Raw genomic sequence first — 13,595 nt, forward strand, 5'->3', positions numbered from 1 at the left:
TTGATATTTAAAGATTAACCCCAAAAAAGAATTACTTTCATTACCGCAGTCACTCTATTATTGCTACTACCATAACTAGTAGAATTTGGCTTTTTGTGAGGTGAAGAAAATATATCCAGTATGAATTATTTGTTGCATTAGCCATGTAACATTTATTACTGGAAGGGGTAAGATGAATATATGAAGCTTATTCAGCAGGGTTGAAAAAAGTTAATTTTGCACTTCAAAATAAGTTTCTCTTTTAGCCACTACTTTTTCCCCGTTATTATCACCTGGATATTATAACAATTAAGCGTTGCTACACCATTTATGATGTTTCCCTCGATGAAATTGTGAAGCATTCCCTTTTCTGTTCGGATTCGCTTTGCTGCAAACCACGCAACCTTCATTTGAAATTTCACCCTGACTACATAATCGCCCCGCTACCGCCATCGCTCAGACTGAACACATGATAGATATAATTTATTATTAAAATGATAAAATTTCGTTATAATTTCTTTAAATAGTTACACATAAACCGCTTTAACCCATTGTTATAAATATGATTACAGGCAAGAGCCATAACTCGATCGTATGGGTTCCTCTTCATGCCAGTCATTGTTTTTGCTTATTACCCAGCCGTTGCGCGACCAAACACGTCAGGAGTATGTATGAACACGAAAAGACGCTCAGTTCCCGGTATCAGACACTATGATGGTCCTGCCGGCGGCTGGGGCGCGTTAAAAGCGACGGCCATTGCGGTACGGACTCAAATGGATACCTTTGAAGCCCCCGCTACGCTGCTGCGCACCAACCAGCCTGACGGTTTTGACTGCCCGGGCTGCGCGTGGCCCGATAAAGAACACAAATCAACGTTCCAGTTCTGTGAAAACGGCGCCAAGGCGGTGACATGGGAAGCGACCAGCAAGCGCGTGACGCCCGCGTTTCTGGCGGAAAACAGCGTCTCCTCGCTGCTGGCAAAATCGGACTTTGAGCTGGAGGGTTACGGGCGTCTGACGCATCCCCTGCGCTATGACCGGACTAGCGATACCTTCCGGCCCGTCGACTGGGACGAGGCGTTTCAACGTATCGGGGAAATCTTGCGCGGGCTCGAACCGGACCAGGTCGAGTTCTATACCTCCGGACGTGCCTCCAACGAAGCGGCGTATCTGTTCCAGCTGTTCGCCCGGGAGTACGGCACCAATAACTTCCCGGACTGTTCGAATATGTGTCACGAGGCCACCAGCGTCGGCTTGCCGCGCTCCATCGGTATTGGGAAAGGTACCGTCTCGCTGGACGACTTCGACAAGACCGAGCTGGTGATCTCCATCGGCCATAACCCCGGCACGAACCATCCGCGAATGATGGGGACCCTTCATGAGCTGGCTCGTCGCAACGTGCCGATTATCGTCTTCAACCCGCTTCGCGAGCGCGCCCTCGAACGTTTTGCGGATCCGCAAAGCGTGATTGAAATGGCAACCTATAGCTCTACGGATATCGCCTCAACCTACTTCCAGGTGAAGGCCGGGGGCGATGCTGCCGCGCTGAAAGGTATTGCTAAACATCTTCTTGAAATGGAGGCCGAACGCGGTAACGTGCTCGATCGTGCCTTTATAGCAGAACACACCCAGGGCCTTGACGACTTTGCTGCCGATATCACGCAGACCCGCTGGGATGACATCGAGCGCGAGTCCGGGCTCAGCCAGGCAGCGCTCAAAAAGGTGGCCGAGGCCTATGCAAAATCAAACGCCACCATCATTACTTATGGAATGGGGATTACCCAGCACAATAAAGGCACGGCCAACGTCCGCCTGATTGCTGACGTGCTGCTCCTGCGCGGGAATATCGGCAAGCCCGGCGCGGGGATCTGCCCCCTGCGCGGCCACTCAAACGTTCAGGGGAACCGCACCGTCGGGATTAGCGAGAAGCCCACCCCCGCCTTCCTGACGCGTTTGAAAGAGGTGTTTGGCTTTGAGCCCCCTTCCCGTCACGGGCATGATGCGGTGCAGGCGACGCAGGCCATGATCGACGGTCGCGCAAAAGCGCTCATTTGCCTCGGCGGTAACTTTGCCGTTGCGATGCCCGATCACGAACGGGGTTTTCCGGCGATGGGTAACCTGGATTTGAGCGTGCAGGTTGGGACCAAGCTCAACCGTACCCATCTGCTGATGGGCAAAGAGACCTTTATTTTCCCGTGCCTCGGCCGCACCGAGCTGGATATGCAGGCCACCGGCCGTCAGTCCATTACCGTTGAAGACTCCATGTCGATGGTGCACGCCTCCTCCGGCAAGCTAAAACCCGCCTCGCCGTTACTCCGCTCGGAGCCCGCCATCGTGGCAGGCCTTGCGAAAGCCACGCTGTCGGATACCCGTGTAGACTGGACGACGCTGGTCGAGGATTACGACCGCATCCGCGATCTGATTGAGCAGACCATCCCGGGCTTCGAGAACTACAATGCGCGGATCCGCGTTCCCGGCGGCTTCCGCATGCCGCTGCCGCCGACGCAGCGTATCTGGCCGACCGCGACGGGCAAAGCGATGTTTTCGGTATTCGACGGCGTACACGAGAACGCCAGCGGCGAAGGCGAGCATGTTCTGCGCCTGATTACGCTGCGCAGCCACGATCAGTACAACACCACCATTTACGCCCTGGACGACCGCTACCGCGGCGTGTTTGGGCGCCGCGACGTGCTGTTTATGAACGAAGAGGATATGGCGCAGTCGGGGCTGGAACACGGCGATCGCGTGGATATTGAAACCGCCCTGCCCGGCAGCGCTCAGCGTCTGGAGGATATTACCGTGGTGGCGTACAACATCGCCCAGGGCTCCGTCGGGGCCTATTACCCGGAGGCCAACGTGCTGGTGCCGCTCGATTATCTCGATAAGGACAGCGGCACGCCGTCGTATAAATCGGTTCCGGTTCGCATTACCCTGCGCTCGAAAGAGATCCGCATGCTGTAAGGCTTCACGCGCAGAGAAGAGTGATGGACATAAAACAGTTAAAATATTTACTCGCGCTCGACGAAACCCGCCATTTTGGTAAAGCGGCCTCGCGATGCAATATCACCCAGCCGACCCTCTCCATGCGCATCCGCAGCCTGGAAGAGGAGCTCGGGCTGGTGCTGATTGTGCGCGGACAGCGCTTTGAAGGGTTTACACCGGAGGGTGAACGTATTCTGGCGTGGGCGCGCGCGCTGCTCGCCGCGCACGACGGATTGCAGGCGGAAGCCGCGCTGTGCAAAGGTCAGGTGGTGGGGGAATTACGTCTGGGGATGGTGCCGTTGGCGAGCGTGGATCCGATGATCTTTATCCGCCAGCTGACGCAAAAGTACCCGGAGCTGACCTACAGCCTCTATTCTATGTCTTCGGCGCAGATTGCGGACGGCGTCAGCCGCAACCAGCTGGAACTGGGGATTTGCTATCTCAACAGCATCGACACCAGCCTGTTTGATATTATCCAGCTTCCTGAAACGAAGATGGGCCTGCTGCACGACACCCGCCATTTCCAGTTGGACCAGACGCCGCTCACCTGGCGCGACCTGACGGATTTTCCGCTGGGGTTCCTGACCAAAGGGATGCACTACCGGGCGCACATGGAGGCCAGCTTTAAATCAGCCGGCATCGAACCCAGGTCCGTTTTCGAGAGTGATTCAACATACCAGATCATTCAGGCGGTTCAGAGCGGCGTGTGCTGCGCCGTGATGCCGCTGAACAACGGGCTTGAGGAACTGAACAACAATTTCGGGATCGCCCCCATCGCCGATGCCAACGTTGAGGCCCTCGTCGGCCTGATTATGCGCAGGCAGAAGCCCGTCTCCTCGCTGGCGCTGCGCTGTTTTACCGACGCACAGGCGATTTTTCACACGGTCAATGCGGCGTAAGCCTGGCGAGTCACCACGCTAAAACCGCCGATCAGAACCGCGGCACAAACCTCCCGGTATTCCGGCGCGCTCACCAGCTCGCGTAGCGCATCGCGAATGGCACTGAGCGTTTCGGTGGACGTGCGTTGCGACGTGATTAATGGCAGCCCAGGCGTAAGCGGGGTACGGTCGATCGCCGCCAGCCCCGCAAGCCGTTCCGGCTCATGACGCTTCAGCAGCGCCCAGGTCACGCAGTCGATGGCGGCGATATCGCTCTTCCCGCGCTGGACGTCAATCAGGGACTGACGGTGGCTGCCACTGAAGGACGTTTGTGAGAAAAATGGCCCGTCAACAATCAGGGGAGCCACCTTTTTTCGCAGTGCGTTATAGCCGGACTGCGAGTCTACCGAATTACAGACCGCCCGACGTCCGCGAAAATCCGCCAGCGTGAGATGCCTATCAGCCTCGCGCGCCACCAGAAAGCTGCGGTACAGGCTCCCTTCGCAGCCCTCCACGGTGTAGTGAAAACAGCCCACCACCTGTACCTCCGGGAGCTGCGTGACCAGCGGGTAGCCGCACGTCTGGCTGAGGGTAAGCTCAGGCTGCCGCCAGTGGGTCAGCAGGTCAGACTCCGGCCAGCCGGGAACAGGATCGACGGGCACATCCCGTGCGGCCAGCAGACGCTGCACCGCCAGCCAGAGCGCGCGGGTGTCGGCGCGATCCACGGCGTACATGGGAAGCGCCAGCAGGTTACTCATACCTCTCCTCCTGTTGTTTTCCGGGATGTACAGTGACCTCCACAGGCCGGGTCCAGAACTGGCGTAGCCAGTCACCGTAGCCCCTGACTACAAAGCCGTGGTTACGCTGCCGGTACGCCTCCCGATTTTGCCGGTAGATCGTCGGTAACCCGTACCAGGGAACGCCCGGTAAATCGTGGTGAATGGAATGGTAGTTGAGATTCAAAAACAGCACCCGCCAGAACAGCCCGGCCTCGTTAATGACCGATCGCGCGAGCGGATCGTCCGCCGCCCGATGTTCGTAAAACGACCGGACCTTGGTCAGCGCCAGCGCCGGATAGCTTACCGCCAGCACAAACCAGACGGGTGAAAAGCCGTGATGCGCCATCCACGCGAAAAGCGCCGCCAGCAGCAGAGCGTGAACCAGCCACATCGCCATTGCCCGCGGCTGACGATGACGAAACGCCGTCACGGCGCTGCCCAGCGACTGAAGGATATCCAGTAGCGGCGCCAGTGCCAGCCGCCCGAAAAAGGTATTCCGGGCGCGGATCGCGCGTTTCTGCCACGGCGAAAAACGTGCCCAGCTCTCGTCGGTAAAATAGTACGACTCCGGGTCATCCACCGGATCGGTCAGGCTATGGTGCCGATGATGCGCAAGATGGGAATCCCGGTACAGGCCGTACGGATACCAGACCGCCAGCGGGAGCGTGCCCAGCAGCTGGTTAAGCCAGGCGAAACGGGTGGGATGTCCGTGGATCAGCTCATGCTGCAGCGACATGTACCAGGCGGTAAACCCGATGAGCAGCAGCGTGGCGGGCAGCAGGCCCAGCGTTTGCCAGAACGCCAGCGTGGCAAACCAGCCGGCATAAATAGTGACGATCAACAGCCACGTGGGCAGTTCGCTTCGCCATATAAAACCCGATGCGAGATGGCGGATTTGTTCGCGTTGTTGCGGATGTAAATAGAGGGAGCTTCGTTGACTCATTCCTTCAGACGCCGTTTCGCCAGAGACAGTGCCCTGACGATCGGGGATAACGCCTGAAATAACAAAGAACTTAAATCGCTTTGCTTTGCCAGAAATGTGGGGGCACGCGCCGCTTGACTTATTTTGTGGTAAAGGTACTTTTCAGGACATGAAGAAAATTTTAATTATCGTTCCCGACGGTGGCATGCTGTTTGAAGCCGCCGGTATCGCCGACATTCTGATGCAGGCCAACCGGCTGCATCCGGAAGGGCTTTCCCGGCCCCGCTACCGTATTATCATCGCCACCACGCAGCCTCACCAGGTGATCCACGGCCAGTCCGGTCTGAACCTGCTGGCGGACTATCGTCTGCCGGAGCTGGATCCGCGCGAACCGCTGGACACCATTATCATCACCGGACGCGGGATGAACGAGCAGGAAAGCACGGCGGTGGTGGACTGGCTGCACCTCGCTGCGCCGCATGCCCGGCGGGTAGCCTCTATCTGCGGCGGCGCGATGCTGCTGGCTCAGACCGGCCTTCTGGACGGTCGTCGCGCCACCACCCACTGGCGGCTGCTGGAGACAATGCAAGCCCGGTATCCGTCTATCCATGTCGAAGGGGGCCCGCTGTACATTCAGGATGGTCCCATCTGGACCTCCGGCGGCGTCAGTTCCGGGTTCGACCTGACCCTCGCGCTGGTGGAGGACGACTACGGATTTACCCTCGCCCGCGACGTGGCGCAGGATATGGTGATGTACCTGCGACGTCCCGGCGGACAGCTGCAGTTTAGCCGCTATAGCCTGCAGCAGCCTGGCACATCGGGGCCCATAAGCGAGCTGCAAACCTGGATCCTGCAGAACCTCACCGCTGACCTGTGCGTGGAAAATCTGGCCGAAAAGGTGGCGATGAGCCCGCGCAATTTTACCCGGGTATTTACCCGCGACGCGGGCGTCTCGCCTGCCCGCTACGTGACCGAAGCGCGACTGGCTGCCGCCCGGCAGCTGCTTGAGCAGACTCATGATCCCCTTGATCGCGTTGCCGAGCAAAGCGGGTTTGGCACCAGCATTAATTTGCGCCGCATCTTTGAGAAGCAGCTTCACCTCACGCCCGGCGAGTACCGCCAGCGATTCCACTGCCGCAAGATGGCGTAATCTGATCCTTTTTTGTCATTTACGCCAACCAGCCCGACGCCTACAGTGACTCCAGACAACAGAGATAAGGAGTGCACCATGGTTAAGGTCGGTATTAACGGTTTCGGCCGTATCGGACGTAATTTCCTGCGCGCGGCGCTGGGTAACCCGGCTCTTCAGATTGTGGCCATTAACGATCTGACGGACAGTAAAACCCTCGCCCATTTGCTGAAACATGATTCCCTTCTGGGCAAACTGCCCGCGCCCGTTGAAGCGGCTGACGGCGCGCTGCAGGTGGACGGTCAGCGGATCACGGTGTTTAGCGAGCGCGATCCGGCAAATATCCCGTGGCGCGATGTCGGCGTTGACGTGGTGATAGAGGCCACCGGCTTCTTTACCGAGCGGGAAAAAGCAGCGGTGCACGTCACGCACGGTGGTGCAAAGCGCGTCATCATCTCCGCGCCCGGCAAGAATGACGATCTGACGGTTGTGATGGGGGTGAACCACGATCGCTACGACCCGGCTCAGCATGTGGTCGTCAGTAACGGGAGCTGCACCACGAACGGCCTGGCGCCGGCGGCTCAGGTGCTGCATCAACAGTTCGGGATTGAGCATGGTCTGATGAACACGACGCACGCCTACACCAACAGCCAGGCGCTGCACGACCAGCCGGAGAAAGATCTGCGCGGCGCGCGCGCGGCGGCGCTGTCGATTGTGCCTTACTCCAGCGGCGCGGCGAAAGCGCTGGGCAAAGTCATTCCCTCACTGGACGGCAAACTCACCGGGTACTCTCTGCGCGTGCCGGTTCCGGTGGTGTCGATTGTGGATCTAACGGTAACGCTCAGCCGGAACGTAACCGCCGAAGAGGTGAATGACGCGTTCCGTAACGCGGCAGCCAGCGGGCCGCTGAAAGACATTCTGGGCTATAGCGATGAACCGCTGGTCTCCAGCGACTATCAGGGCGACCCGCGCTCCTCCATTATCGACGGGCTTTCCACGCTGGTGATTGGCGGGAACATGGTGAAGATCCTGGCGTGGTATGACAACGAGTGGGGCTTCTCTAACCGCCTGGTGGATCTGGCGGTGTGGATGGATAAGAAAGGGCTGTAAGCCTGGGGCCGGGTGGCGCAAGCGCTCACCCGGCAAATAAATTACTCCGCTTTGACCTTCACGCCCATCAACACAACCACCATCGCCGTCACCAGCAGCAACCCGCTTCCGGCGAATACTCCGCTGGCACCGTTAAGGTCAAATACCGCTCCGCCCACGGCCGCACCGGCACTGATTGCCAGCTGAATTGAGGCCACCAGCAGCCCTCCTGCACTTTCGGCTTCATCCGGAACGGTGGTAGCAAGCCAGGTTGACCAGCCTACCGGAACCAGACCAAACGCAAAGCCCCACAGCGCCACCAGGAACCCGTCCAGCATCGCCAGATGGCCAAACGCCACCATCGCCAGCGCCAGTATGCCCATGGCGAAAGGCACCAGCGCCAGCGTCAGGCGCAGATTACGTGCCAGCAGGTGCCCGGCAACGGAAGTGCCGACAAAGTTCGCCAGCCCAAAGCCCAGCAGGATCAGTGAAATGGTCTCAACGTTCGCCTGCCCCACCGTTTCCAGGAACGGGCGCAGGTAGGTAAAGAAGGCGAAATGGCCGCTGAAGATCAGAATAGTGGCCAGCATGCCGCCGATCATCCCCGGACGACGCAGCACGCGGAACAACGTGCTCAGGCTACCGCTGCTCTCCGGCTTCATGGACGGCAGTACCCAGATCTGCCACAGCAGCGCCAGCATGCTCGGCAGAATGCAGAGCACAAAGACGTTGCGCCAGCCAATCAGGCTGCCCAGATAGCTCCCCAGCGGGGCCGCAACCACGGTGGCAATCGACACGCTGGAAAAGATCACCGCCAGCGCTTTCGGCACCTTATCCGCCGGAACCAGACGCATCGTCGTGGCCGTCGACATCGCCCAGAACCCACCGATGGCGACCCCTAACAGCAGGCGCCCCATCAGGAGGACGTGCAGCGTGGGCGCAAAGGCCACCAGCAGGCTGGAGATGATTTGCAGCACGGAGAAAAACATCAATACCCAGCGACGGTCGATATTTTTGGTCGCCGGGGCGATCAGCAGGCCGGTGACCAGCGCCACCAGCGCGGTGGCTGTGACGGCCTGCCCGGCCATGCCCTCACTGACGCCCAGGCTCGCGGCCATCGGCGTCAGCAAACTGGCCGGCAGGAACTCTGCCGTTATCAAACCAAACACGCCCAGCCCCAGTGAATAGACGGCCCGCCAGGCGGGTCTGGCAGGCGCAACGGCCTCTCTCGCCGCGACACATGAATTCATCTGTTATTCTCCCGTTATAAAAATGTGACAACTGTCGCAAAAGCATAGAGGGTTCACCGTGGACGATCTATGACATATAATCTCCACTTATTGATTATTCGTCCGGAGTTGCGCCATGACCGTACAGTCCCCCGATTTGATCAGCGAACTTTTACGCGGCATGCGCCTGTCGGGCGTGAAATACCGGCGGATTGAAGCCAGCGCGCCGTTTGGCGTGGCGTTCCACCAGGCACCCGGTAAGGCGCAGTTCCATTTTGTGAGCCACGGAAGTGCCCTGCTCCGAATGGACAGCGGCGCAACGTTTGAACTGAGCAGCGGCGACGCGCTGTTTATTCCTGGCGGTAATTCCCATGCCCTGCTCTCTGACGCGCAGGCAGCCATTACCCCGGTGAACGCCTTTCCCAGCGAGCCTATCTGCGGCTCGGTCTGTGCGATTACCTGCGAGCCCTGCCCGGAGAACGAGAACACCATCATCTTTAGCGGGTGTATGGATTTTGAGCTCGGCGGGATGCAGCCGCTGATTAAAGCGATGCCGGAAGTGATGATGGTCAGCCGGCTGATGTCCACCTGGCCGGAAATCCATCCGCTGCTGGCGGCCATGGAGCGCGAGTCAATGACGCGACAGGTCGGGTTTGCCGGGATCCTCGCCCGGCTGGCTGACGTGGTGGCAGCGCTGATCGTCCGCGGCTGGGTTGAGGCTGGCTGCGGGAAAGCCACCGGCTGGGTGCAGGTCTTACGCGACCCGCGGCTGAGCAGGGCCATTTATGCCATGCACCAGCAGCCTGGCCTGAACTGGAGCGTGGCGGAACTGGCAAAAGAAGCGGGCACCTCCCGCTCCGTGTTTGCCGAACGGTTTCTGGCCGCGACGGGAACCACCCCGGCAAAGTATCTCAGCGAACTGAGAATGCGGCTGGCGATTCAGTACATTCGTCACGAAAACCAGCCGATTGAAACGGTTGCACTCAGGCTGGGTTACGGATCGCTGGCAGCGTTTAGCCGGGCCTTTAAGCGCATCATTGGCCATGCGCCGGGCACGCTGCGGGAAGCCAGCCAGACCCCGGAAGAGATCTGACCGGCAGGCGGGCATCAGAAATAGTATTTAAAGCGCACGCGGCCACCGTAGCGGTCGTCGTTTTTATTATCACCCTCTTTCGGGGAAGCGTTGATCCAGGACGCATACGCGCCCAGATAGATGTTGAAGTTTTTCATCTTCATGACGTTCGGGATCAGGTACGACGTATGGATGGTATGAATGTCATACTCGCCCGGGTCAGAGATCCAGCAGTCGTTCTCACACTCTGCGTCAAACGTCGAGGTATTGAATTCGTCGATTTCGTTATGGGCGTAGATATAACCCAGCTCAAAATTATGCCAGAGGGCATTGATGCCTGAGGTAAAGTCGGTTTCGCCCGTCGCGTCCAGGTATGCCGTGTTGAGGTTTATAACCACCCCGTCCTGCGGATCGGTTTTGAGCCCGTCCCAGGTCATAGTAAACCCGTAGCCGGTACGGTCGGATTGATCGACCCAGCGCCCTGCGTCGTCGCGATAGCCGTATGCGTTGTTCACCAAGTTGGTCTCCATGGCGACCGCGGTGGAAAACGGCCCGTCCTGCCACGAGATGACCGGGCGCACGTAGGTCACATTTTTATCGTTCTCAAGTTCTGCGCCGTGATAACGCTGGTCGACGTACAAATCGCTGCCGTCTTTAAACAGGGTATTAAGCTCAAAACACCAGTTATCCAGCGTCTTGCTCATCAGGAAGTTGCCCCCGCTGTCGGTTCGCCCGCGGCCCTCTTTCAGCATATAGATATAACCGTAGCCATCGCTGTAGAGATCGTCTGCGGTATTTCCTGAGTATTCCACAAAGGTATCCTGATTGAGCGGGAACATATCGTACGCTTCGAAGCGTCCGACTTTAATTTCCCAGTCGTTCTCAGAACCAAAGAAGAATACCGCATCATCGAGGTACATTTTCCCGACGAGATCGCCGAGGGGCTGAACAGAAAATCCGGCAAAATTGCCGTTATCCATTTTACGATAACCATCAAAGCCTAATAAAATACGTCCGTTAATATCCCAGCGTTCTTTATCTCCTGGTGCCCAGTCGCTATTAGCGCTTTGCCTAACAGAAGTCAGACTGCCGGTCTTACTCGCGGCATCCATATTAAACTCGACGTCGCCATAAAATTTAATATCACCATACCCTGAAAGCGTCAGCTTTGGCGGTTCGGCTTTGCTCACCGGCTCTTCCGACCGCACAACAACGGCGGATGCTGCCTGCGCGGCGGCCGCCTGCTGCTGTTTAAGCGCCTGAATTTGCGCTTCCAGTTGCGCCAACTTTTCTTCCACGTTCGTCGCGGGTTGTGCCGCGAAAAGCGCGCCGGAATAGAATGCACTTATCAGTATTACCGTTTTTTTTAATTTCATAGAATCCATCCTGATTATAAAAGTGAATACACAAATATTGAGCATCGCCATTTCGACCAAATACCCACTGGGGTGCTATTATGTTTTTTGATAAGTGAATTATGAATTTTAACTTGTGTGATCGGCGCAGAGAAAACATCTCACGATGAGCAAAAGAAACACCATTTACTTCGCACTCTTATTCCATTAATTACATCAATATTTTAATGCGTAATGTATATAATTATTTAAAGGCATAATTGTTCTAACACCATTTACACAACAAATCCTTCCGGACAGGGCGTGCGAAGCGGTAAATTGTCTGGTTCTGCGCAAAATGGGATATTCAACACGCGAAGCGGGCGATATTCGTCTAAGGTTTTCAGGTGATTGATAACAGCGGTCACGCTGCTCAGGAATACAGGAGACGAACCGATGATAAGACCTCGTACTTTACGCCCTGCCCTTTTGCACCTCGCGCTGGGAGGCGCGCTACTCGGTGTGGCAACGATGGGCTATGCCGACGAAAAGCCAGCCTATCAGAAAAATTCACCCGATATTTTGCTTGGCCCTCTGTTTAATGACGTGCAGAGTGCCAAACTGTTTCCCGATCAGAAAACCTTCGCTGATGCCGTTCCCAAAAGCGACCCGCTGATGATTCTGGCGGATTATCGGATGCAGCACACCCAGACAAGTTTTGACCTGCGCCACTTTGTGGAGATGAACTTCACCCTGCCTGAGGAAGGTGAAAAATATGTGCCGCCTGCGGGACAAAGTTTACGTGAACACATTGACGACCTCTGGCCTGTACTGACGCGCACCACGGATAAAGCCAGCAACAAATGGGATTCCCTGCTGCCGTTACCGAAGCCTTACGTGGTGCCCGGCGGGCGCTTCCGAGAGGTCTACTACTGGGACAGCTATTTCACCATGCTGGGCCTGGCGGAGAGCGGCCACTGGGACAAAATCAGCGATATGGTGGATAACTTCGCCTGGGAAATTGATACCTTCGGCCATATCCCCAATGGCAACCGCAGCTACTACCTGAGCCGCTCCCAGCCGCCGTTCTTCTCATTGATGGTTGAACTGCTGGCGACCCACGACGACGATGCACTGAAGAAATATCGTCCGCAGATGGAGAAAGAGTACGCCTACTGGATGGAGGGCGTAGATAGCCTTCAGCCTGGGCAAGCTAACCAGCGCGTGGTGAAACTGGATGACGGTTCGGTCCTCAACCGCTACTGGGACGATCGCGATACCCCGCGCCCGGAGTCCTGGCTTGACGATATCACCACGGCGAAGAGTAATCCTAACCGCCCCGCCACGGAGATCTACCGCGATTTGCGCTCCGCAGCCGCCTCGGGCTGGGACTTTAGCTCCCGCTGGATGGACGATCCGCAAAAGCTCGGCACCATCCGCACCACCAGCATTGTGCCCGTCGATCTCAACGCCCTGATGTTTAAAATGGAAAAATTGCTTGCGCGAGCGAGCCAGGAGGCAGGGGACAGCGCGGCGGCGAGTAAATATGAAGCGCTGGCAACTGCACGTCAGAAAGCCATTGAGCGCCATCTGTGGAATGATAAAGAGGGCTGGTACGCCGATTACGATCTCAAGAGCAAGAAGGTGCGCAACCAGCTCACGGCAGCGGCCCTCTTCCCACTTTACGTGAAGGCGGCGGCGCAGGATCGTGCCGATAAAGTCGCCGCGGCCACCTCCGCGCGCCTGTTGAAACCGGGCGGTATTACCACCACTACCATCAACAGCGGCCAGCAGTGGGATGCGCCAAACGGCTGGGCGCCGCTACAGTGGGTGGCAACGGAAGGCTTGCAGAACTATGGGCAGAACAAGGTGGCGATGGACGTAACCTGGCGCTTCCTGAAGAACGTTCAGCATACTTACGACCGCGAGAAGAAGCTGGTGGAGAAGTATGATGTCTCTTCTACCGGTACCGGCGGTGGCGGCGGAGAGTACCCGCTGCAGGATGGGTTTGGCTGGAGCAACGGCGTGACGCTGAAAATGCTGGATCTGGTTTGTCCTAAAGAGAAACCGTGCGACAGCGTGCCGGAAAATCAGCCTGCGGCGAACGATGAGGCTGCGCCGGTGAAAGCTGCGGCGCAGTAAGGGTATTGCCGGGTGGAGGCTTAGCCTTACCCGGCCTACATTTTGAACTCACAGGGAGTTA

The 13,595-nt window shown here is 57.4% G+C and carries 10 protein-coding genes; 6 read left to right on the forward strand and 4 right to left on the reverse strand.

Annotation, left to right across the window (positions count from 1 at the left end; all coding sequences use genetic code 11):
- Nucleotides 1–650 precede the first annotated feature (650 nt).
- Complete coding sequence (locus HBM95_13295) at nucleotides 651–2,939, forward strand: FdhF/YdeP family oxidoreductase (protein ID NIH43903.1); 2,289 nt, start codon at nucleotides 651–653, stop codon at nucleotides 2,937–2,939.
- Nucleotides 2,940–2,962: 23 nt separating this feature from the next.
- Nucleotides 2,963–3,859, forward strand: a complete 897-nt coding sequence (locus HBM95_13300; protein ID NIH43904.1) for a LysR family transcriptional regulator — start codon at nucleotides 2,963–2,965, stop codon at nucleotides 3,857–3,859.
- Here the strand turns inward: HBM95_13300 and HBM95_13305 are convergent.
- Together HBM95_13305 and HBM95_13310 are read right to left on the reverse strand one after the other, a co-directional pair.
- Nucleotides 3,838–4,596: a PhnD/SsuA/transferrin family substrate-binding protein gene (locus tag HBM95_13305; GenBank protein ID NIH43905.1), complete on the reverse strand. Its 759-nt coding sequence runs from the start codon at nucleotides 4,594–4,596 to the stop codon at nucleotides 3,838–3,840. The genes HBM95_13300 and HBM95_13305 overlap by 22 nt on opposite strands.
- Nucleotides 4,589–5,560 carry a fatty acid desaturase gene (locus tag HBM95_13310; protein ID NIH43906.1) on the reverse strand — a complete coding sequence of 324 codons (972 nt, stop codon included), beginning with the start codon at nucleotides 5,558–5,560 and terminating at the stop codon, nucleotides 4,589–4,591. The genes HBM95_13305 and HBM95_13310 overlap by 8 nt, the downstream gene beginning before the upstream one ends.
- A gap of 148 nt (nucleotides 5,561–5,708) precedes the next feature.
- Between HBM95_13310 and HBM95_13315 the strand changes: the two genes are divergently transcribed.
- A complete protein-coding gene (locus tag HBM95_13315; protein NIH43907.1) occupies nucleotides 5,709–6,689 on the forward strand; it encodes a helix-turn-helix domain-containing protein in 981 nt (326 codons plus the stop codon).
- A 78-nt stretch (nucleotides 6,690–6,767) separates the two neighbouring features.
- Complete coding sequence (gene gap / locus HBM95_13320; GenBank protein ID NIH43908.1) at nucleotides 6,768–7,778, forward strand: type I glyceraldehyde-3-phosphate dehydrogenase; 1,011 nt, start codon at nucleotides 6,768–6,770, stop codon at nucleotides 7,776–7,778.
- 41 nt (nucleotides 7,779–7,819) lie between these two features.
- On the opposite strand, the gene HBM95_13325 is transcribed toward gap, so the two are convergent.
- Nucleotides 7,820–9,007, reverse strand: coding sequence for an MFS transporter (locus tag HBM95_13325; protein NIH43909.1), 1,188 nt, complete (start codon nucleotides 9,005–9,007; stop codon nucleotides 7,820–7,822).
- 115 nt (nucleotides 9,008–9,122) lie between these two features.
- On the opposite strand from HBM95_13325, the gene HBM95_13330 reads away from it, so the two are divergent.
- The gene (locus HBM95_13330; GenBank protein ID NIH43910.1) at nucleotides 9,123–10,079 is read left to right on the forward strand and encodes an AraC family transcriptional regulator; all 957 of its coding nucleotides are present in this window, start codon (nucleotides 9,123–9,125) and stop codon (nucleotides 10,077–10,079) included.
- Nucleotides 10,080–10,093: 14 nt separating this feature from the next.
- Here the strand turns inward: HBM95_13330 and HBM95_13335 are convergent, their stop codons facing one another.
- Complete coding sequence (locus HBM95_13335) at nucleotides 10,094–11,434, reverse strand: porin (protein ID NIH43911.1); 1,341 nt, start codon at nucleotides 11,432–11,434, stop codon at nucleotides 10,094–10,096.
- Between the two features lie 414 nt (nucleotides 11,435–11,848).
- Here HBM95_13335 and HBM95_13340 point away from each other — a divergent pair, with 414 nt between their 5' ends.
- Nucleotides 11,849–13,534: an alpha,alpha-trehalase gene (locus tag HBM95_13340; protein ID NIH43912.1), complete on the forward strand. Its 1,686-nt coding sequence runs from the start codon at nucleotides 11,849–11,851 to the stop codon at nucleotides 13,532–13,534.
- Nucleotides 13,535–13,595 lie beyond the last annotated feature (61 nt).

This window comes from Enterobacter asburiae, assembly GCA_011754535.1.
Lineage (GTDB): Bacteria > Pseudomonadota > Gammaproteobacteria > Enterobacterales > Enterobacteriaceae > Enterobacter > Enterobacter cloacae_N.